Here is a 21599-nt window from a genome sequence, read left to right on the forward strand (position 1 = left end):
TGGCCGCAGAGACCAGCGAGAAGCGACTGTTTACTAAAAACACAGGTCCGTGCGAAGCTGTAAGGCGATGTATACGGACTGACGCCTGCCCGGTGCTGGAACGTTAAGGGGACCGGTTAGTTCACTCTTCGGGGTGGGCGAGGCTGAGAACTTAAGCGCCAGTAAACGGCGGTGGTAACTATAACCATCCTAAGGTAGCGAAATTCCTTGTCGGGTAAGTTCCGACCTGCACGAATGGCGTAACGACTTCTTGACTGTCTCAACCATAGGCCCGGTGAAATTGCATTACGAGTAAAGATGCTCGTTTCGCGCAGCAGGACGGAAAGACCCCGGGACCTTTACTATAGCTTGATATTGGTGTTCGGTTCGGCTTGTGTAGGATAGGTGGGAGACTGTGAAGCCCGTACGCCAGTATGGGTGGAGTCGTTGTTGAAATACCACTCTGGTCGTGCTGGATGTCTAACCTGGGTCCGTGATCCGGATCAGGGACAGTGTCTGGTGGGTAGTTTAACTGGGGCGGTTGCCTCCTAAAGGGTAACGGAGGCGCCCAAAGGTTCCCTCAGCCTGGTTGGTAATCAGGTGTTGAGTGTAAGTGCACAAGGGAGCTTGACTGTGAGACTGACGGGTCGAGCAGGGACGAAAGTCGGGACTAGTGATCCGGCGGTGGCTTGTGGAAGCGCCGTCGCTCAACGGATAAAAGGTACCCCGGGGATAACAGGCTGATCTTCCCCAAGAGTCCATATCGACGGGATGGTTTGGCACCTCGATGTCGGCTCGTCGCATCCTGGGGCTGGAGTCGGTCCCAAGGGTTGGGCTGTTCGCCCATTAAAGCGGTACGCGAGCTGGGTTTAGAACGTCGTGAGACAGTTCGGTCCCTATCCGCTGTGCGCGTAGGAGTCTTGAGAAGGGCTGTCCCTAGTACGAGAGGACCGGGACGGACGGACCTCTGGTGTGCCAGTTGTTCTGCCAAGGGCATGGCTGGTTGGCTACGTTCGGAAAGGATAACCGCTGAAAGCATCTAAGCGGGAAGCCTGCTTCGAGATGAGGACTCCCTCCCCCTTTGAGGGGTTAAGGCTCCCAGTAGACGACTGGGTTGATAGGCCAGATATGGAAGACCGGTAACGGTTGGAGTTGACTGGTACTAATAGGCCGAGGGCTTGTCCGCAGTTGCTCGCGTCCACTGTGTAGGTTCTGAGGTAACGACCAGAACCGGTAACCAATTTTTTTGGTTGTGAACTTCATAAGTGTTTCGGTGGCCTTGGCGAAGGGGAAACGCCCGGTTACATTTCGAACCCGGAAGCTAAGCCTTTCAGCGCCGATGGTACTGCATGGGGGACCGTGTGGGAGAGTAGGACGCCGCCGAACAATCATTGATGAGAAGCCCCGTTGGGAAACCAACGGGGCTTCTCTGCGTTTCAGGGGCAGCCCCCGTGCGCTGGGCGTTGGCTTCTGCGGGTAAGGTCAGGGGGCAAAGCTGGCACATTCTCACGGGAGGCCCCGGTGGAGGTCCAGGAGACGCGCGTCCAGACAGACCGCGTCCTCACGATCCCCAACATCCTCAGCATGGCGAGGCTCGTTGGGGTGCCCGTCTTTCTCTGGCTCATCCTCTGGCCGGAGTTCGGGGGCCCCAACCGCGACCTGTGGGCCCTCGCAGTGCTCGCCCTGAGCGGTGTCAGCGACTACCTGGACGGTAAGCTCGCGCGGCGCTGGAACCAGATCAGCAGCCTCGGCCGGATCCTCGACCCAGCGGCTGACCGGTTGTACATCCTCTCGACGCTGGTGGGTCTTACCTGGCGTGACATCCTGCCTCTGTGGCTCACGGTGCTCTTGCTCGCCCGTGAGCTGCTGCTGCTGGTGATGGTCTGGCTCCTGGACCGTCACGGCTACGCGCCTCCTCAGGTGAACTTCCTGGGCAAGGCGGCCACCTTCAACTTGATGTACGCCTTTCCGTTGCTGCTTCTCAGTGATGGAAGTGGATGGCTGTCCTCGCTCGCTGCTATTTTCGGATGGGCGTTCGCTGGATGGGGTACAACGCTGTACTGGTGGGCAGGAATCCTCTACGTGGTTCAGGTCCGCCGGATTCTCAAGGCGGACGCCGCGGCCGACTGAGCTAGCCTCCTGGCAGCGTTGCAGAGGCCGGGTGCCCGTATGCGATCCGTGGCCATCTGACCAGGCTTGGTCGGCATGACCGTCGTCTCTTCGAGGAGGACGTTTCCGACATGAAAGCCGTCGTGATGGCTGGTGGCGAAGGCACTCGGCTTCGCCCTATGACCGCGAGCATGCCCAAACCGCTCCTGCCCGTGGCCAACAGGCCGATCATGGAGCATGTACTGAGGCTGCTCAAGCGGCACGGGCTCAGCGAGACCGTGGTAACCGTGCAGTTCCTCGCTTCCCTCGTCAAGAATTACTTCGGTGATGGCGAGGAGCTCGGCATGGAGCTGACCTACGCCAATGAGGAGAAGCCACTCGGCACCGCCGGCAGCGTCAAGAACGCCGAAGAAGCCCTCAAGGACGACGCCTTCCTGGTCATCTCCGGGGACGCACTCACGGACTTTGATCTCACCGAGCTGATCAACTTTCACCGTGAGCGTGGAGCGCTGGTCACGGTCTGTCTGACACGGGTGCCGAACCCGCTCGAATTCGGAATCACCATCGTCGACGAGGAAGGCCGAGTCGAGCGCTTCCTCGAGAAACCGACCTGGGGCCAAGTCTTCTCCGACACAGTCAACACCGGAATCTATGTGATGGAGCCGGAAGTCTTCGACTACGTGGAGCCCGACGTACCCGTCGACTGGTCCGGTGATGTCTTCCCGCAGCTCATGAAGGAAGGCAAACCGATCTACGGCTATATCGCCGAAGGGTACTGGGAAGACGTCGGCACCCATGAGAGCTATGTGAAGGCCCAGGCGGATGTCCTCGAGGGCAAGGTCGATGTTGATATCGACGGCTTCGAGATCTCCCCAGGCGTCTGGGTGGCCGAGGGAGCCGAGGTGCACCCGGACGCGGAGCTTCGTGGACCGCTCTACATCGGTGACTACGCCAAAGTGGAGAGCGGCGCCGAGCTGCGGGAACACACCGTCATCGGTTCGAATGTCGTCGTCAAGAGCGGCGCCTTTCTGCATAAGGCGGTTGTGCACGACAACGTCTACATCGGACAGCAGAGTAATCTGCGTGGCTGTGTGGTCGGCAAGAACACCGACATCATGCGCGCTGCCCGCATCGAGGACGGGGCGGTCATCGGTGATGAGTGTCTGGTGGGCGAGGAATCGATTATCCAGGGCAACGTGCGCGTCTATCCCTTCAAGACAATTGAGGCCGGCGCCTTCGTCAATACCTCGGTCATCTGGGAATCCCGGGGCCAGGCCCATCTCTTCGGTGCCCGTGGTGTCTCCGGCATCCTGAATGTGGAGATTACGCCCGAGCTCGCCGTACGGCTCGCGGGCGCCTATGCCACCACCCTGAAGAAGGGGTCCACGGTCACCACGGCGCGCGACCACTCCCGTGGTGCGCGAGCGCTGAAACGAGCCATGATCTCCGCCCTGCAGGCCAGCGCCATCGACGTCCGCGACCTGGAGAACGCGCCTCTGCCGGTCGCCCGCCAGCAGACCGCCAGAGGCAGTGCGGGTGGGATCATGATCCGGACCACCCCAGGGGTGCCGGACTCACTGGACATCATGTTCTTCGATGAGCGTGGCGCGGACCTGTCCCAGGCCGGCCAGCGCAAACTGGACCGGGTCTACGCCCGCCAGGAGTATCGCCGAGCCTTCCCCGGTGAGATCGGCGATCTGCGCTTCCCCGCCAGCGTCTTCGACTCGTATGCGGGCTCCCTCCTGCGCGCCGTGGACACCAGCGGCGTTGCCGAGTCCGGGCTCAAGGTCGTGGTGGACGCCGCGCACGGCAGCGCCGGTCTGGTGCTGCCGAGCCTGCTGGGACGCCTCGGTGTGGAGGCCCTCACGATCAACCCGGGGCTCGATGAGGCGCGGCCCACGGAGACAGCGGAAGCCCGCCGCTCCGGGCTGGTCCGGCTCGGTGAGATGGTCGCTTCGGCCCGTGCGGCGTTCGGCGTCCGCTTTGACCCGGTCGGTGAACGGCTGTCCCTGGTGGATGAGCGTGGCAGGATCATCGAGGACCAGCGGGCGCTCCTCGTCATGCTTGACCTCGTCGCCGCGGAGCGCCGCAGCGGGCGGGTCGCGCTGCCGGTGACGACGACCCGCATCGCGGAGCAGGTGGCCGCGTACCACGGCACGCAGGTGGAGTGGACCACCACCTCGCCGGACGATCTCACCAGGGTGGGCCGCGATGACGCCACGATCTTCGGTGGTGATGGACGGGGCGGCTTCATCATCCCGGAGTTCAGCTCTGTTTTCGATGGCAGCGCCGCGTTTGTCCGCCTCATCGGGCTCGTCGCCCGCACTCAGCTCACCCTCAGCCAGATCAGCGCACGTATCCCACGCGCTCATGTGCTGCGCCGTGACCTGGCCACGCCCTGGGCTGTCAAGGGACTGGTGATGCGGCATGTCGTGGAAGCTGCCGGGGACCGGTCTGTGGACACCACCGACGGAGTGCGGGTGGTCGAGTCCGATGGTCGTTGGGTCATGGTCCTCCCCGACCCGGCGGAGGCGGTGACACACCTGTGGGCGGAGGGGCCGGATGACGACTCCGCGCAGGCGCTGCTGGATGAGTGGTCCGCCGTGGTTGACAGCGCGGGACACTGACGGCACCGTCATGACGGTAACCGGATGGCGTAGGGGAATTGACTCGATCCGGCATACCGGTGGGCCCATTCGGCGGTGAAGCTCTGGACATGCGACGATGTGCGGCATGTCGCAGCAGCACCCCGAACGGAGTACCGCATCGCGGCCTGCGCGACCCGATGCCTCCATGTCGCTGCTGACCAACGTGATGGACCACAGCCTCGACGACGGCTACGCGGAAGCGGCCGCGCGTCGAGGCGCCGAGGGCCGCTCGGGATTGCCCCGCACACTGCGGGCCAAGCTTGGGCTCGCCCTCGGCCTGGTCCTGGCCGCTCTGGTGGTCACCCTGGGAGCGGCGCAGGCACGCTTCGCCGCGCCGACCGTCGCCAAGGAGCGCCAGGAGCTGATCGACCGTATTGAGGACGGGACCCAGGACGCCGACGCGCTGCAAAAGCGTATGGACTCTCTTCGGGAGGCCGTCGCCGCCAAACAGCGCGAGGCCCTGCAGAACCACGGCGGGGACACCGGCGAGCTGGTCGGACTGCTGGCCGGGGCCACCCCCGTCGAGGGGCCGGGTGTCAAGCTGGTCGTCGACGACGCCAAGGGCACCAGGGGGGACACCGGCGATCCCCGGGGGAGCAGTGGCTTCTCCGATACGGGCCGGCTGCTCGACCGCGATTTGCAGCGGGTCGTGAACGGGCTGTGGGAATCGGGCGCGGAGGCGATCTCGGTCAATGGCCAGCGGCTGACGGCGCTCTCCGCCATCCGCGCGGCGGGCGACGCCATACTCGTCGACAACAAGCCCCTCGTGCCGCCGTACACCGTGCTCGCGATCGGTGATGGGCAACGGCTCAGCAGCAGATTCCAGGACAGCGCCGACGGTGTGTATCTGCATGTACTCCAGGAGAGCTACGGCATCCGTACCAGCATCGCCGTACAGGGGAAGGTGCGGCTGTCTGCCGCGCCGAGCCTGATCGTACGAACGGCAGAGCCCGTGAACACAGGAAAGGGCAGCACATCGTGATCGCCGTACTGGGCCTGATCGTGGGAGTCGTGGCCGGACTTGTTCTCCGGCCCGTGGTGCCAACGGTCGTGGAGCCCTATCTGCCCATCGCCGTGGTCGCGGCGCTCGACGCGGTCTTCGGTGGACTGCGGGCGATGCTGGACGGCATCTTCGACGACAAGGTCTTCGTCGTGTCGTTCTTGTCCAATGTCGTGGTCGCCGCGCTGATCGTGTTCCTGGGCGACAAGCTGGGGGTCGGTGCCCAGCTGTCCACCGGCGTGGTGGTCGTCCTGGGCATCCGTATCTTCTCCAACGCGGCCGCGATCCGGCGGCACATCTTCCGGGCGTGAGATCCATGAGCGACGACGAGAAGAATCCGGACGAGCGCCGCGGCACCCGGCACGAGTCCGAGGACCCCGCACCGCTGGAATCGGCGGAATCGGCAGGACCGGGGAAAGCGACGGAACCGGGGAAGGCGACGGAACCGGGGGAGGGGACGGAACCGGAGAAGGGGACGGAACCCGAGGAGCCGCCGTCGGTGAGCGCCGGGCGGACCGCAGAGACCGCGGACGAGAGCGCGGTGCCGGGCAGTCAGAGTGCCCCCGGCGAAGAGGGGAAGCCAGCCGGGCCGGAGCAGCCGCAGCTGACCGGCAGGCAGCGGCTCGCAGCCGGGCTGTGGCCGCCCCGGGTGAACCGGAAGCAACTCGTCGCAGCGTTGCTGCTGTTCGTTCTGGGGCTGGGCCTGGCCATCCAGGTACGCTCGACCAGCGAGGGCAGCCCCCTGCGCGGTGCACGGCAGGAGGATCTCGTACGGATCCTGGGCGAGCTGGAGGACCGCACCAAGCGGCTGGAGGACGAGAAGCAGCGGCTCGAAGGTCAGCGTTCAGAGCTGGAGAACAGCTCGGACCAGGCCGAGGAGGCCCGCAAGCAGACCCGGGAGCGGGAGCGGCAGCTCGGAGTCCTCGCGGGCACGATCGGGGCCACCGGGCCCGGGATCCATCTCGAAATCAGCGACCCGGCGGGTGCCGTGGAGGCGAAAAGGCTGCTGGACGCCATCCAGGAGCTCCGTGCGGCAGGTGCGGAAGCCATCCAGATCAACGATGTGCGGGTGGTGGCCGATACGTACTTCTCCGATGCGGAAGGCGGGGTCCGCATCGATGGCAGCAAGGTAGCCCCGCCCTACCGCTTCGACGTCATCGGCAAACCGCAGGATCTGGAACCAGCGCTGAACATTCCAGGGGGAATCGTGCAGACCCTGCGTAAGGATCAAGCCACTGTGTCCATCAGTCGTTCGGAGAAGATCATCGTGGATGCCTTGCGGCCTGCGAAGCGGCCTGACTACGCTCAGTTGTCATCCCGGTGAGGGTGCCTGTGAGCTTTCCGGGGGGTCGGGGGGCTTGTGGGGTGCTGCGTGGTGGAAACTGTCTGATGGCCATGGACGTTGTCAGGATGTCCGAATCGGCCTGTGTGAGCATCAAGGGTCTGTCCTGCCCCACGGGCGGGTCTGTTTCGTGCGAGGGGAATCGCCCGTGAGTTTTTTTGCGAAATTGTTCGGCAAGCGCCGGGACGCCGGTGATGGCGCCGCGCGTCACGCCGCCCGGCATGGTGGGTCTGCGGGTGAGGCGTCGACGGAGAGCTCTGAGCGCCCGCTGTTCCGCGATGAGGTGACTGCCTCGGGCGGCGACAATTCGGGTGGGCACGGCGCGGCTTCTGTTGACCCGGGTACGGCAGGGCGCATAGGTTTCGAAGAACCATCAACCTCAAGTGAGGGTGGAGGGTTCGCCTTGCCGGTCTGTACGAGGTGCGGGAACCGAGCCGCTGAGGCGAGCCGGTTCTGTTCTAACTGCGGTGCGCCCCTGCGCGGTGGGGCTCCGACCGCTGAGCGGGCCTCGGAGACGACCTCCACGATCTCCATCTCCGGCCTGGAGGCCTACGACGCCGAGGCGACGGGGCAGACGCCCATGCTGTCCCCCGAGGCCCTGGCGGCCGTCGAGGCGCTGCCCATGGGGTCGGCGCTGCTGGTGGTCCGCCGAGGCCCGAACTCCGGCAGCCGATTCCTGCTGGATGGCGAGCTCACCACGGTGGGACGGCATCCGCAGAGCGACATCTTCCTTGACGACGTGACCGTCTCACGCCGTCATGTGGAGTTCCGGCGTGGCCCGGACGGCCGCTTCACCGTTTCGGACGTGGGCAGCTTGAACGGCACGTATGTCAATCGTGAGCCGATCGACTCGGTCGTGCTGAATAACGGCGACGAGGTCCAGATCGGCAAGTTCCGACTGGTCTTCTTCGCGAGCCAGCGGAGCATCTGACCCCCGCAGGGAAGGTTCATGCTTCACACACCGTCGGGCGGTGCCGGAAGCGGCACCGCCACCGCGGAGAGCGGCCCCATGAGCATCGGGGCCGTGCTCAATCTGCTGCGTGACGAATTTCCCGAGATCACCATTTCCAAGATCCGGTTCCTGGAGTCGGAAGGCCTGATCGAGCCCCAGCGCACCCCCTCCGGGTATCGCAAGTTCAGCGCGGGCGACGTCGAGCGGCTGAGCTATGTGCTGCGGATGCAGCGCGACCACTACCTTCCGCTGAAGGTCATCCGTGAGCAGCTGGACGCGCTGGACCGCGGCGAGCAGGTGCCGCTGCCAGGGCAGGCCCCGCCGTGTGACCTGCCGGACAGCGCCCCGGGGCCGGCCGAGGCCGTCAGCTCGGCACGGATGGGCCGTGCCGAGCTGCTCGCCGCCGCGGAGGTGGAGGACCGGCAGCTCGCCGAGTGGGAGTCATACGGCCTGATCGGTCCCGTGGCCGAGGACGGCTACGAGGCGGAGGCCGTGGAGGTCGCACGGCTTATCGCCGATCTGGGCCGGTTCGGTCTGGAACCGCGTCACCTGCGTGCCGTAAAGGCGGCCGCGGAACGTGAGGCGGGCCTGGTCGAGCAGATCGTGGCCCCCCTGCGTCGGCACCGGAATCCCAAGACGCGGGCCCATGCCGAGGCGACGGCCCGGGAGCTGGCAGGGCTGTCGGTGCGGCTGCACGCAGCGCTTGTGAGGACGGCGCTGCGGGTACGCGCACACTGAGAAGATGCCTGTTGGGAGGAGCCCGACTACCCAAACAGGTGGCGCACGTCCTAGGGTTGCTGTGTGAACGAGCTCGACGTCGTGGGTGTCCGGGTCGAAATGCCCTCTAACCAGCCGATCGTGCTCCTGCGTGAAGTGGGAGGCGACCGTTACCTCCCCATTTGGATCGGCCCCGGGGAGGCGACCGCCATTGCCTTCGCCCAGCAGGGCATGACCCCGGCCCGTCCGCTGACCCATGACCTCTTCAAGGACGTCCTCGAGGCGGTTGGACAGGAACTCACCGCGGTCCGCATCACGGATCTCCGTGAGGGGGTGTTCTACGCCGAGCTGGTCTTCGCCAGCGGAGTCGAGGTCAGTGCCCGCCCATCCGACGCGATAGCGCTCGCACTGCGGACTGGAACGCCCATCTACGGCAGCGACGGGGTGCTGGACGACGCGGGGATCGCGATCCCGGATGAGCAGGAGGACGAGGTGGAGAAGTTCCGCGAGTTCCTGGATCAGATCTCGCCCGAGGATTTCGGTACAAGCAGCCAGTAAGCCCGCAGGGCCCGCGACCATCCCGCGTCCATTCCCGGGCTGCGGGCACGCGAAACCACCCGTAGGGTGATTATCACCCGGCGTGCCGAGTGTGGCGATCGTTGACGCACCCCAAGTGACTGCCTACCGTCATTGAGGCAGGTCCCGGGACGTGTACTCACGGGACGTGAAGGGACGGAGGGTCGGCGTGAGAAGCACCGGCGACGGCAGGGCTGGCTTGGAGGGGAGCCGCACCTATCCGCTGTACGGGGCCCCGGCGCAGCCCGCTGCCAAGCCCGCCCCGGTGCCCGAGGCCCAACCCCGGGAACAGTTCGGCTACCGCGGTCCCACGGCCTGTGCCGCGGCGGGTATCACCTACCGGCAGCTGGACTACTGGGCGCGTACGGGCCTGGTGGAACCGAGCATCAGGTCGGCCTACGGCTCCGGCACCCAGCGGCTGTACAGCTTCCGGGACGTTGTCGTCCTCAAGATCGTCAAACGGCTGCTGGACACAGGGGTGTCCTTGCAGAACATCCGGGCCGCCGTCCGGCATCTGCGTGCCCGTGGCCTTGGCGACCTCACCCGGATGACGCTGATGAGTGACGGTGCGACGGTCTATGAGTGCTCCTCCCCGGATGAGGTGGTCGACCTTCTGCAGGGGGGCCAGGGCATCTTCGGTATCGCCGTGGGGGTGGTCTGGCGGGATGTGGAGAGCGCGCTGTCCCAGCTGCACGCCGAGCGCGTGGACACCGGCGAGACGCTGATCGGGAACAATCCGGCCGATGAACTGGCCCGACGCCGTAACCGGGCGGGCTGACCGGCGCGGCGCCGACAGAGGGCCGATGTCAGACCCATAGGGCAGCATCGACGGTGTGAGAGGCGCACCGACGATCCTGCATCTCGACATGGACGCGTTCTTCGCCGCCGTGGAACAGGCGGCGAAGCCCAGTCTGCGCGGGAAGCCAGTGATCGTCGGAGGAATCGGTCCACGTGGTGTGGTCGCGACGGCCTCGTATGAGGCACGCCGGTTCGGAGTGCACTCGGCGATGCCGACCGCACAGGCCCGAAGACGCTGCCCCAACGCTGCCTACCTCACCCCGCGCTTCGCCGTCTACCGGGAGGTCAGCGAGACCGTAATGGGGCTGCTCGCCGGGCTGTCACCGCTGGTCGAGCCGCTCAGCCTGGACGAGGCGTTCGTCGATCTGGAGGCGGGCGGCACACCGGCCACCTCGGTCGACGCACGGCGGACAGGGGAAGGACTGCGCAGCGCGATCCGGGCCGCCACGGGGCTGAGCGGCTCGGTGGGGCTGGCCGGGACCAAGATGCTCGCGAAGATCGCTTCCGAGCGTGCCAAACCGGACGGGCTCGTGGTCATCGAGCCGGGTGCGGAGCTGGAACTGCTCGCCCCCCTCCCGGTGCGTACGCTGCCTGGCGTCGGACCGGCCACCGCCGAGACCCTGCGGCGGGCCGGGATCACCACCGTGGGGGAGACCGCGGCGGCGGGGGAGGCGGAGCTGCTGCGGCTGCTCGGCAAGGCGCATGGGGCCTCGGTGTATGCCATGGCCAGGGGTATCGACGACCGGCCGGTGGTGGCGGAGCGGGAGTCGAAATCGGTCTCCGTCGAGGACACCTACGAGGTGGACGTCACCGACCGCACCCGGGTCCAGCTGGAGATCGGCCGGCTGGCGGAGCGCTGTGCGCAGCGGCTGCGGGCGTCCGGGCGCTCGGGACGCACCGTCGTGATCAAGGTCCGGCGCTACGACTTCGCCACGCTCACGCGTTCCGAGACGCTGCGCGGCCCCACCGACGACCCCTCGGTCGTCCGGGAGGCCGCCGCACGTCTGATCGAGACGGTGGACACCACGGAGGGCGTACGGCTGCTGGGAGTGGGCGTGAGCGGGCTGGCCGACTTCACCCAGGAGGACCTCTTCGCCCAGGCCACAGCCGAGCCGACCAGGGGTGATCAGGAGCTGTCCGACAGCGAGCCCCGCGCGGCGGACAGGGAGCACGGCGCCGGGCTGGTAGCCGCGCGGGGGCGGCCACAGCGGTGGCTGCCAGGGGCGGATGTGCGGCACACGGTGTACGGGCCGGGATGGGTCCAGGGCAGCGGAGTCGGCCGGGTCACCGTGCGTTTTGAGCAGCCGGGCTCAGCGCCTGGCAGAGTACGCACCTTTCCGGTAGACGACCCCGAGCTCGCCCCGGCCGAGCCGCTGCCACTGGTGCCCGGCCCTGCCACGGCGGCATCGGCGGCCGGTCAGTCATCCTCGGACCCGGCGATACGGCCGAATCCCTGGTCGGATTCCGGGCGTGCCGGATCGCCGCCGCTGGGCAAGTCCAGTCCGTAATGGTGATAAAGCTGGAGCTCCTGCTCGGGAGAGAGATGGCGGCCCACGCCGAAGTCCGGAGCGTCCTTGATAAGTGCCCGCTCGAACGGGACACGCAGCGTGTCGTCAACGACCTCGCTGGGTTCCAGGGGGACGAAGGCGTCACGGCTGAAGAATCCGGTGCGCACGGCAGCCCACTCCGGCTCTCCGGTGGCATCGTCGAGATACACCTCGTCAACTGTGCCGATCTTGGTTCCGTCCCGGTCAAAAGCCTTGTGCCCGATCAGGCTCCGTGGATCGATATCGGTCTGCACGGCCCCTCCAACTGGTAGCCATTGCTCCGTAAGAGTCCCTAAGGACAACGAAATGACACTTTTATCCTGCTGGCCAGTCGAGTACCTGGCCAGAGCCCCTGCGAACCCGTCGCTGGTAGGCTCGGAAATGGCTGTTGACCCCATGCGGGAGAGTCCTCCGGCGGCAGCGCCGGAGGCGCCGAAGGAGCAAACCCTCCCCGGAATCTCTCAGGCTCACGTACCGCACGGACGAGGTCACTCTGGAAAGCAGGGCGGGCAACGGACGGCACAGTGCCAAAGCCCCTCCTCACCGACGGTGAAAGCCGGACCGCGACCAGCGGGCCGGTGAAACTCTCAGGTTGAGATGACAGAGGGGGAGGCCGTCCGGGCACCCGCGCCAAGGTGCCCCTCGCAGGTCGCACAGACCAGGAGGCCTCCGCAGATGACCACAGACCGCATCTCCCTCGCCGAGCTTGAGCAGGGCACACCCTTTGAGCGCCGCCACATCGGCCCCGATGCCGAGGACCAGGCCAAGATGCTCGCCCAGGTCGGCTATGGCTCGCTGGATGAGCTGACCGCCGCCGCCGTGCCCGATGTGATCAAGAGCACCGAGGCCCTGGGGCTGCCGGGCGCGCGCAGCGAGGCTGCTGTCCTCGCCGAGCTACGCGGCCTCGCCGAGCGTAACCAGGTACTGGACTCCATGATCGGCTTGGGCTACTACGGCACCTTCACTCCGCCGGTCATCCTCCGCAATGTCATGGAGAACCCGGCCTGGTACACGGCGTACACCCCCTACCAGCCGGAGATCTCCCAGGGCCGCCTGGAGGCGCTGCTCAACTTCCAGACCGTCGTCGCCGATCTGACCGGCCTGCCGACGTCGGGTGCCTCGCTGCTGGACGAGGGCACCGCCGCCGCTGAGGCGATGGCGCTCTCCCGGCGCGTCGGCAAGGTCAAGAAGGGCGTCTTCCTGGTGGACGCCGACTGTCTGCCGCAGACCATCGCTGTCATTCAGACCCGCGCGGAGCCGGCCGGCGTCGAGGTCGTGGTCGCGGATCTGACCAACGGCATCCCGGCCGACGTCGCCGAGCAGGGCGTCTTCGGTGTGCTGCTGCAGTACCCGGGCGCTTCCGGGGCTGTGCGCGACCCGCGTGCCGTAATCGAGCAGGCGCACGAGATGGGCGCGATCGTCACCGTCGCCGCCGATCTGCTCTCCCTGACGCTGCTCACCTCGCCCGGTGAGCTGGGTGCCGATATCGCGGTGGGCTCCAGCCAGCGCTTCGGTGTGCCGATGGGCTTCGGCGGCCCGCATGCCGGCTTTATGGCCGTGCGTGAGCAGTTCGCCCGCAGTCTGCCCGGCCGCCTGGTGGGCGTATCCGTCGACGCCGACGGCAACAAGGCCTACCGTCTCGCGCTGCAGACCCGGGAGCAGCACATCCGCCGGGAGAAGGCCACCAGCAATATCTGTACCGCCCAGGTACTGCTCGCCGTGATGGCGGGCATGTACGCCGTCTACCACGGCCCGGACGGGCTGGCCGCCATCGCCCGTCGTACGCACCGATACGCCGCGCTGCTCGCCGAAGGGCTCAAGGCCGGTGGCGTCGAGGTCGTGCACGGCGTCTTCTTCGACACCGTCACCGCCCGGGTGCCGGGCCGCGCCGCCGAGGTGGTGGCCGCCGCCCGCGAGGCGGGTGTCAACCTGCGGCTGACCGACGCCGACCAGGTCGGAATCGCCTGCGATGAGACCACCGGACGCGACCAGCTCCTGGCCGTATGGGCCGCCTTCGGCGTGAGCTCCGATGTCCCCGGCATAGCGGAGCTGGACGCGGCGACCGGCGACGCGCTGCCCGAGTCGCTGCTGCGCGATGACGAGTACCTCGCCCACCCGGTCTTCCACCAGCACCGCTCCGAGACCGCCATGCTGCGCTATCTGCGCAAGCTCGCGGACCGGGACTACGCGCTGGACCGCGGCATGATCCCGCTGGGCTCATGCACCATGAAGCTCAACGCGACCACCGAGATGGAGCCGGTCACCTGGTCTCAGTTCGGGGCACTGCACCCCTTCGCACCGGTCGACCAGGCCGACGGCTACCTCACTCTCATCCGTGAGCTCGAGGACCGGCTCGCCGAGGTCACCGGCTACGACAAGGTGTCCATCCAGCCCAATGCCGGCTCCCAGGGCGAGCTCGCCGGTCTGCTGGCCGTGCGCGCCTACCACCGGGCCAACGGCGACCCGCAGCGCACCGTCTGCCTCATCCCGTCCTCCGCGCACGGCACCAATGCCGCAAGCGCGGTGATGGCGGGGATGAAGGTAGTCGTGATCAAGACCGGCGAGAGCGGCGATGTCGACGCGGAGGATCTGCGCGCCAAGATCGAGAAGTACGGCGAGGAGCTGGCCGTACTGATGGTCACCTACCCCTCCACCCATGGAGTCTTTGAGGAGGACATCACCGGCATCTGCGCGGCCGTGCACGACGCGGGCGGCCAGGTGTACGTGGACGGCGCCAACCTCAACGCGCTGGTGGGTCTGGCGAAGCCCGGTAAGTTCGGCGCGGATGTCTCCCACCTCAATCTGCACAAGACGTTCTGTATCCCGCACGGTGGCGGTGGCCCCGGCGTCGGCCCGGTCGGGGTGCGCGCTCACCTCGCCCCCTATCTGCCGAACCATCCGCTGCAGCCCGCGGCGGGTCCGGCGACCGGCATCGGGCCGATCTCCGCCGCACCGTGGGGATCGGCCGGGATCCTGCCGATCTCCTGGGCGTATGTGCGACTGATGGGAGCCGAGGGGCTGCGCCGTGCCACCCAGGTCGCGGTGCTCAGCGCCAACTACATCGCCAAGCGTCTTGAACCGCACTATCCGGTGCTCTACACCGGTCCGGGCGGCCTGGTCGCGCATGAGTGCATCATCGATGTCCGGCCGCTGACCAAGGTGACCGGCGTCAGCATCGACGACGTCGCCAAACGGCTGATCGACTACGGCTTCCACGCCCCGACGATGTCATTCCCGGTGGCCGGGACGCTGATGATCGAGCCGACGGAGAGCGAGGACCTCGCGGAGCTGGACCGCTTCTGTGAGGCGATGATCGCGATCCGCGCCGAGATCGAGAAGGTGGGCACGGGGGAGTGGAGCACGGAGAACAACCCGCTGCGCGGTGCCCCGCACACGGCGGCCCAGCTCGCTGGTGAGTGGGACCGTCCGTACAGCCGTGCGGAAGCGGCCTTCCCGGCTGGGGCTGCCGCCGCCTCGGACAAGTACTGGCCTCCGGTGCGGCGGATCGATGGTGCCTACGGCGACCGGAACCTCGTCTGCTCCTGCCCTCCGCTGGAGGAGTACGACGGCTGACCCGTGTCCCTGACATGTGAACTGCGAAAGGGCCCCCGGCGGTGCGCCGCTGGGGGCCCGGTTCTTTCCGGTCAAGGAGCCGCTGCGTGCTTGCGTCAGGCGGCGGTGGCGATCTGATCGGCGCCGAGCGGCCGGTGCGGGGCGATGATCTGCCCGTCCGGCAGCAGCTCACCGGTGTCCTCGAAGAGGAGAACGCCATTGCACAGCAGGCTCCACCCCTGCTCGGGGTGGTGCGCCACAAGATGGGCGGCCTCCCGGTCGGCGGAGTCGGCTGATGGGCAGGGTGGCTGATGCTGGCACATGATGGAGTTCTTTCGCTGCGTTGCGGTGTGTGTCCTGCGGCTTGAGTCGGTATTCATGGCCGCGCCCCCGTTTCGCTCTGTGTGTTGGTCCCCAGTGTCGTCCTGCGGAGGTCATTCCGCAGGCATTTCAAGACAGCGCTCCTCTTTAGAGCATGACGCGTCACCCGCGTGAGCGGTTGCCCACACAAGAACCATCTTTTCGGGTGGTAGGGGGGTCAGTTAGGACTAGTCCGCTCGGGGTGGACAGCAGAGCGCCCCGCGACCGGTGCGGTCGCGGGGCACGCTCACGCTCCTCCGAGGGGCCGTCAGGCCGGGGTGCGCAGCAGTGGGGCGGTTACCCGGTGGATCAGCAGCGGCAGCAGTCCATCCACCCGGTGCTGCCGGTCGGGAGCGATACCGGGGGGCGCCGGGGACAGCGGGACGAGGAGGTCTGCCGGAGCCAGGACGCCCGCAGCGGCATCGGCCTCGGTGTCTGCGTGCAGCCACAGCGTCAGCATGTAGAGCTCTGGTACGGACAGCAGCCGGGGCTGATATGAGGCGGTCAGCGACTCGGCGCGGCGCAGCGCGTTCTCGGTGGACGCGACATACGGGCCTTCACCGAACTGGGAGAAGACCCAGCCGTCCGCGGTGCACGTCGTCTCGGCCGTACCCACCGCGGCGCCCGAGCCGCGCAGCAGGAAGCGCCAGCCGGTCAGCCGGGTGCGGGGCGATGGCCCGGACCCGGCTATAGCGGTCAGGACATGTACGGGCAGCGGGAGTTCAGGCTTCAGGGTGCCGCGAGCGGCACGCAACGCGGGTGGAATGCGGGCACCACGGACCGCGGTGGGGGAACCGAGGGCCGCAAGAACACTGCGCAGGGCGGGCGCGGGAGCCGGGGGAGCGTGCAAGGGCATAGTGGGTCGCCTCTCACTTGGGAGACACGGTGGTGCGCGGCGGGGCGCGGACGACGCTGTCGGCGAACCGGAACCGCGCGGGGCGGGCCGGGAAGGCGTGAGGGAACCAGCACCGATGGGGCGTCACGTCACGGCCTCATGCACAGAGTTTATACGACACATGTTCAAGGAGTGTTTCCTCTAGCTGTCTTGCGTATTTCTGGCAAGGCTGTATTCAGACGGATTTTCAATCCGATATCTACGCTTCTGTGTAAGCGGCGGAGCCGTTGGCCTCGGAATGGAATACGTGCACGGTCGGCTGAATCTGGCCGGTGTTATCACGAGGAAATTGCGTGAGGCCCTGGACGCTGCCTTATGCCGCCGGAATGTGCCTGCACAGAGCCGTCCCGGACCACCTTACCCCGGGTGCCCGGGAGTTATCGATCACAACGCGGGGCATCATCCGGGCACGTCCAACCGAGGAGGGACCCATCGATGGGGGAGAAGGTCGCGGCCGACAGATTCGACCTGACGGATCGCCGGCGCTACCGGGACAAGCTCCACCAGTGCCTCCAAGGGCTGGACCGGCTGCTCGCACAGCGGCGCTTCGACCGCCCACGGAACCTCATGGGGCTGGAGATAGAGCTGAATCTCGCCGATGCCGACGGAATGCCCCGGATGATGAACGCGCAAGTGCTGGAGCGCATCGCCAGCCGGGATTTCCAGACGGAGCTGGGCCAGTTCAATCTCGAGGTGAATATCCTGCCGCACCAGCTGGCCGGGCGAGTCTTCGACCAGCTGGCCGAGGAGCTGCAGACCGGCCTGGCCTACGCCGACCGAAAGGCCCGGGAGGTCGCCGCACGGATCGTGATGATCGGTATTCTGCCCACCCTCACCAGCGATGATCTGGTCTCCGCGAACCTCTCGGCGGCGGACCGCTACACCCTCCTCAACGACCAGATCATGGCCGCACGGGGCGAGGAGGTCATGCTCGATATAGCGGGGGTGGAGCGGCTGACCTATGTCTCCGGGTCCATCGCCCCGGAGGCCGCGTGCACCTCGGTGCAACTGCATCTCCAGGTGACACCGGGGCGCTTCGCCGATGTGTGGAACGCCGCGCAGGCCGCCGCCGCAGTGCAGGTCGCCGTGGGCGCCAATTCCCCGTTCCTCTTCGGCCGCGAGCTGTGGCGGGAGTCCCGGGCACCGCTGTTCCTCCAGTCCACCGATACCCGTCCACCTGAGTTCAGCGCACAGGGCGTGCGGCCGCGGACCTGGTTCGGAGAGCGGTGGATCGAGTCGGCGTACGACCTTTTCCTTGAGAATGTGCGCTATTTCCCCGCGCTGCTGCCGATATGCGATGAGGAGGACCCGCTACGGATCATCGATGACGGTGGCATCCCGTCCCTGGCCGAACTCGTGCTGCACAACGGCACTGTCTACCGCTGGAACCGGCCTGTCTACGGCATCGCCGACGGGGTACCGCATCTGCGGGTGGAGAACAGGGTGCTGCCGGCCGGGCCGACGGTGACGGATGTGCTCGCCAACACCGCCCTCTACTACGGGCTCGTGCGCGCGTTCGCCGATGAACAGCGCCCGCTGTGGACGCGGATGCCCTTCGCCGCGGCGAAGGAGAACTTCGACGCCGCCTGCCGCCACGGCATCGACGCACGGCTCCACTGGCCGCGGGCAGGGTGGGCCGGCGGCCTGACGACCGTTCCGGTGGACCGGCTGGTACGGGAGGAGCTGCTGCCGCTGGCCGCCGCCGGGCTCGACGCCTGGGGAGTGGAGCCCGCTGACCGTGACCGCTATCTCGGAGTCATCGACGAGCGCTGCCGCCGCCGCACCAACGGGGCCGCATGGCAGGCGGCCGCCTACCACCGGGCACGGGAGGGCGGTCTGGACCGGGAGAAGGCGCTGGCCGCAGCGGTCCGCCGGTACTGTGAGCTGATACGCACCGGAGAGCCGGTGCACAGCTGGCCACCAGGGCCCTAGCCGTCGCTGAACTGGAGGCAGGCGTGCGGTCACAGCCACGCGAAACGACGCTCTCCCTGCCCGAGGACGGCCTGTCGCGACAGCACCTGCACCACGAGACCCTGCTGGTGCTGGCCCTCTCGCTGGGCGCCAGCGCGGTTTCGGCGCTGATCAGTTTTGCCGGGTCACTGACCAAGCCGGGAGGTCTGAAGGACCAGGCCGCGACCCTCAACAGATCACTGGCCCCGGACCGCCCCTGGCTCGACTTGTCCTGGCAGCTCTTCGGGATCACCACCGCGCTGGTGCCGGTTCTGCTCGTCGCCCATCTGCTGACGCGCGAGCGGCCGGGTGGCCGGACCGGGATGCGCGCGATCGGCTTCGATCTGCGGCGGCCCCGCTTCGACCTGGGCTGGGGTGTGCTGGTCGCGGCGGGGATCGGCGGCAGTGGGCTGCTTCTCTATCTGGGCGCGCGGATGGCCGGGTTCAATCTCACCGTGGTCCCCGAGTCGCTGCCGGAGGTGTGGTGGAAAATCCCGGTGCTGATCCTGTCGGCGATGCAGAACTCCGTCGTCGAGGAGGTCATCGTCGTCGGCTATCTGCTGCGCAGACTGGATCAGCTGGGCTGGAGCCCGATGGCGGCACTCGCCGCGAGTTCGGTGCTGCGCGGCTCGTACCACCTGTACCAGGGGATCGGTGGCCTGGTCGGCAATATGGCCATGGGCGTGATCTTCGTCTGGCTGTACCGGCGCTGGGGGCGGCTCGGTCCGCTGGTCGCGGCGCACGCGATGATCGACATCGTGGCCTTCACCGGCTACGCGCTGCTGGCGCGCAAGGTGGGCTGGCTGCCCACGGCCTGATCCGCCCCCGGTGCGGTACGTCAGAGCCCGGTGAGCAGTTCCCCGTCGATGACGGTGACGGCGGTGCCGGTCAGCAGTGTGCGGTCCTCGCGCAGCATGGTGCGTACCAGCCCCGTACGTGCTGACACCTGCAGGCCCGTCAGCTCGGCACGGTTCAGCCGGGCGGACCAGAAGGGCGCGAGGGCCGTGTGTGCGCTGCCGGTGACCGGATCCTCATTGACGCCGACGGCCGGGAAGAAGCCGCGGGATACGAAGTCATAGTCGCCGGCGGGGTCGTCGGCGCGTGCGGTGACGACGAAGCCGCGTCCGCCGAGCCGGGCCAGCGCGGGGAAGTCGGGGGCCAGTGAGCGGACGGTCTTCTCATCGCCCACCTCGACCAGATAATCGCCGACCTGAGGACCCGTGTAGTGGGTGGACAGAGCCTGCACGCCCAGCGCCGTGGCCGCCTCCTCGGGCAGCGGCGCCGGGGTCAGCGGAGCGGTCGGGAAGTCCAGGGTGATCGACCCGTCCGCAGCGGTATCGGCGCTGAGGACACCGCTGCGGGTGGCGAACCGGACGGTGCCGGATGCCCGGCCGGAGGTGTGCAGGACATGGGCGGTGGCGAGGGTCGCGTGACCGCACAGACTCACTTCGGCAGCCGGGGCGAACCAGCGCAGTGCCCAGTCTGCTTCGGAACCCGGGGCCAGCGGGTGGGCGTAGGCGGTCTCGGAGAGGTTGACCTCGGCGGCGAGCCGCTGGAGCTGCTCATCCTCGGGGAAGGGCCCGGAGTCCAGCAGCACCACGGCGGCCGGGTTCCCGGCGAAGGGACGGTCGGTAAAGGCGTCAACGATACAGATCTTCATGACCGCTGAGCGTAGAAGTCCACCGACGGCGCGGGCCAAGGCCAATTCGCGGGAACTGGACCGGGATTGGTTTGCCGACAGGAGGCCCGGCGCGGCGATGAATCGTCACCGGGGGTGACGGCGGAAGGCCAGGCGTCTCCGGAGCACTGCCCGTGGTGGCCGACGGTGTCGCGCCGGGCTGGTCCCCGGCGGCGGCCACGGCCATGGTGGGCGCCTGGGAACGGGCGGGGGCGCGCGGCCGCCCACGGGCCGAGGGAGTTGACTCTTCGCGGCGCTGGCCGCCGATCCTGGCTGCCGGGCGGCCGAGGTGCTGGACCGCGCGGGTGTCGGCCGGGACGCGCCGGCCGCACGGCTGCTGGACAGGGGCCCGTGTCAGGGGTGAAAGGGTCGACACTCATGATGCCGATGGGCATGATGACCGGGTGCCTGCCTCGAACACCGTCACCTCCGTGCGCTCCGGCCGGAGCGTTGGCCTCAGCCTCGCGCTCTTCTCGGCCTTCGCCTTCGGCGGCTCCGGCGTAGCCGCGAAGCCACTGATCGAGGCGGGTCTTGACCCACTGCACGTGACCTGGCTACGGGTCGCTGGAGCCGCCCTCGTGATGCTCCCGCTCGCCTGGCACCACCGCGGGCTGCTGCGGGAACGCCCCGCGCTGCTGGCCGGGTTCGGGCTCTTCGCGGTCGCTGGCGTACAGGCGTGCTACTTCGCGGCGATCTCCCGTATCCCGGTCGGTGTCGCGCTGCTTATCGAATATCTGGCACCCGCACTGGTGCTGGGCTGGGTGCGCTGTGTGCAACGGCGGCCGGTAACCCGGGCGGCGGGCGTGGGTGTGGTGCTCGCTGTGGGTGGTCTGACCTGCGTCGTCGAGATCTGGACCGGGCTGAGCTTCGATCTCCTCGGACTGCTGCTCGCCCTTGGCGCCGCCTGTTGCCAGGTCGGCTACTTCATCCTGTCCGACCACGGCAGCGGCGACCCGGACGGCCGCCCGGCGCCGGACCCGATCGGTGTCATCACCTATGGGCTGCTGTTCGGCGCCGGGGTGCTTACGATCATCGCCCGCCCCTGGGGCATGGAGTGGCCGGTGCTCGGCGGCAAGGCCGCGATGGACGGAACCCCGGTGCCTGCCGCGCTGCTGCTGGGGTGGATCGTGCTGATCGCGACGGTGACCGCCTATCTGACCGGAGTGGTGGCGGTCCGCCGTCTGTCCCCGCAAGTGGCGGGGGTTGTCGCCTGTCTTGAAGCGGTCATCGCCACGGTGCTCGCCTGGGTGCTGCTCGGCGAGTACCTTTCGGCCGCACAGGTCCTCGGTGGCGCTGTCGTTCTCGCCGGTGCCTTTGTCGCGCAGAGCTCGACGCCCAGGGCCGCCCCTCCAGAGCCGGTGGCGCTGGGCGGAGCGGCCGAGCCCGTAGCCGAGTTGCCCGCGGAGGTCCAGGCCTCGTAGGGTGCCGGTCGTGCCTTTGACTGTGCTTCCGCCGCCCGCCGCGTAAGGCGGGCAAGCCGAGGAAGACCGCGCCGG

At 67.6% G+C, this 21599-nt stretch carries 18 protein-coding genes, 2 rRNA genes and 1 riboswitch (1 of these 21 running past the window's edge); of the genes, 16 read left to right on the top strand and 4 right to left on the bottom strand.

Annotated elements, in window-relative coordinates; all coding sequences use genetic code 11:
• The 12 genes from test1122_RS25695 to test1122_RS25750 all read left to right on the top strand — a co-directional run.
• A 23S ribosomal RNA gene (locus tag test1122_RS25695) occupies positions 1–1165 on the top strand (it extends 1963 nt beyond the left edge of the window).
• An 83-nt stretch (positions 1166–1248) separates the two neighbouring features.
• Positions 1249–1365 (top strand): 5S ribosomal RNA (gene rrf / locus test1122_RS25700).
• Between the two features lie 135 nt (positions 1366–1500).
• Positions 1501–2109 (top strand): cardiolipin synthase ClsA, encoded by a 609-nt coding sequence (gene clsA, locus test1122_RS25705; RefSeq protein WP_232271552.1) that lies wholly within the window; start codon positions 1501–1503, stop codon positions 2107–2109.
• A gap of 110 nt (positions 2110–2219) precedes the next feature.
• Complete coding sequence (locus test1122_RS25710; RefSeq protein WP_232271553.1) at positions 2220–4715, top strand: mannose-1-phosphate guanyltransferase; 2496 nt, start codon at positions 2220–2222, stop codon at positions 4713–4715.
• 97 nt (positions 4716–4812) lie between these two features.
• On the top strand, positions 4813–5718 hold the full coding sequence (locus test1122_RS25715; RefSeq protein ID WP_232271554.1) for a DUF881 domain-containing protein: 906 nt from the start codon (positions 4813–4815) through the stop codon (positions 5716–5718).
• Positions 5715–6047: a small basic family protein gene (locus tag test1122_RS25720; RefSeq protein ID WP_232271555.1), complete on the top strand. Its 333-nt coding sequence runs from the start codon at positions 5715–5717 to the stop codon at positions 6045–6047. The genes test1122_RS25715 and test1122_RS25720 overlap by 4 nt, the downstream gene beginning before the upstream one ends.
• A 5-nt stretch (positions 6048–6052) precedes the next feature.
• Entirely contained in the window at positions 6053–7060 is a 1008-nt protein-coding gene (locus test1122_RS25725; protein ID WP_232271556.1) for a DUF881 domain-containing protein, read from the top strand.
• Positions 7061–7118: 58 nt separating this feature from the next.
• Positions 7119–8009: an FHA domain-containing protein gene (locus tag test1122_RS25730; RefSeq protein WP_422397096.1), complete on the top strand. Its 891-nt coding sequence runs from the start codon at positions 7119–7121 to the stop codon at positions 8007–8009.
• 18 nt (positions 8010–8027) lie between these two features.
• Entirely contained in the window at positions 8028–8768 is a 741-nt protein-coding gene (ftsR, locus tag test1122_RS25735; RefSeq protein ID WP_232271557.1) for a transcriptional regulator FtsR, read from the top strand.
• A 63-nt stretch (positions 8769–8831) separates the two neighbouring features.
• Complete coding sequence (locus test1122_RS25740; RefSeq protein ID WP_027764781.1) at positions 8832–9305, top strand: bifunctional nuclease family protein; 474 nt, start codon at positions 8832–8834, stop codon at positions 9303–9305.
• Positions 9306–9492: 187 nt separating this feature from the next.
• Positions 9493–10101, top strand: a complete 609-nt coding sequence (locus test1122_RS25745) for a MerR family transcriptional regulator (RefSeq protein WP_232271558.1) — start codon at positions 9493–9495, stop codon at positions 10099–10101.
• A gap of 55 nt (positions 10102–10156) precedes the next feature.
• Positions 10157–11629 (top strand): DNA polymerase IV, encoded by a 1473-nt coding sequence (locus test1122_RS25750; protein WP_232271559.1) that lies wholly within the window; start codon positions 10157–10159, stop codon positions 11627–11629.
• Here the strand turns inward: test1122_RS25750 and test1122_RS25755 are convergent.
• Complete coding sequence (locus test1122_RS25755; RefSeq protein WP_232271560.1) at positions 11539–11922, bottom strand: PRC-barrel domain-containing protein; 384 nt, start codon at positions 11920–11922, stop codon at positions 11539–11541. The genes test1122_RS25750 and test1122_RS25755 overlap by 91 nt on opposite strands.
• A 135-nt stretch (positions 11923–12057) precedes the next feature.
• A riboswitch (glycine riboswitch) is annotated at positions 12058–12155 on the top strand.
• Between the two features lie 188 nt (positions 12156–12343).
• Between test1122_RS25755 and gcvP the strand changes: the two genes are divergently transcribed.
• Positions 12344–15241 carry an aminomethyl-transferring glycine dehydrogenase gene (gene gcvP, locus test1122_RS25760; RefSeq protein ID WP_232271561.1) on the top strand — a complete coding sequence of 966 codons (2898 nt, stop codon included), beginning with the start codon at positions 12344–12346 and terminating at the stop codon, positions 15239–15241.
• A 95-nt stretch (positions 15242–15336) separates the two neighbouring features.
• Here the strand turns inward: gcvP and test1122_RS25765 are convergent, their stop codons facing one another.
• The gene (locus tag test1122_RS25765; RefSeq protein ID WP_277879890.1) at positions 15337–15543 is read right to left on the bottom strand and encodes a DUF5999 family protein; all 207 of its coding nucleotides are present in this window, start codon (positions 15541–15543) and stop codon (positions 15337–15339) included.
• Positions 15544–15848: 305 nt separating this feature from the next.
• On the bottom strand, positions 15849–16436 hold the full coding sequence (locus test1122_RS25770) for a hypothetical protein (RefSeq protein WP_232271563.1): 588 nt from the start codon (positions 16434–16436) through the stop codon (positions 15849–15851).
• 474 nt (positions 16437–16910) lie between these two features.
• Between test1122_RS25770 and test1122_RS25775 the strand changes: the two genes are divergently transcribed.
• Both test1122_RS25775 and test1122_RS25780 read left to right on the top strand, forming a co-directional pair.
• Complete coding sequence (locus test1122_RS25775; RefSeq protein ID WP_232271564.1) at positions 16911–18407, top strand: glutamate-cysteine ligase family protein; 1497 nt, start codon at positions 16911–16913, stop codon at positions 18405–18407.
• Between the two features lie 23 nt (positions 18408–18430).
• Positions 18431–19243 carry a CPBP family intramembrane glutamic endopeptidase gene (locus test1122_RS25780; protein ID WP_232271565.1) on the top strand — a complete coding sequence of 271 codons (813 nt, stop codon included), beginning with the start codon at positions 18431–18433 and terminating at the stop codon, positions 19241–19243.
• Positions 19244–19263: 20 nt separating this feature from the next.
• Here the strand turns inward: test1122_RS25780 and test1122_RS25785 are convergent, their stop codons facing one another.
• Positions 19264–20085 (bottom strand): PhzF family phenazine biosynthesis protein, encoded by an 822-nt coding sequence (locus test1122_RS25785; protein ID WP_232271566.1) that lies wholly within the window; start codon positions 20083–20085, stop codon positions 19264–19266.
• Between the two features lie 422 nt (positions 20086–20507).
• On the opposite strand from test1122_RS25785, the gene test1122_RS25790 reads away from it, so the two are divergent.
• Positions 20508–21524, top strand: a complete 1017-nt coding sequence (locus tag test1122_RS25790; RefSeq protein ID WP_232271567.1) for an EamA family transporter — start codon at positions 20508–20510, stop codon at positions 21522–21524.
• Positions 21525–21599 lie beyond the last annotated feature (75 nt).

It is taken from the genome of Streptomyces gobiensis, assembly GCF_021216675.1.
Classification (GTDB): domain Bacteria; phylum Actinomycetota; class Actinomycetes; order Streptomycetales; family Streptomycetaceae; genus Streptomyces; species Streptomyces gobiensis.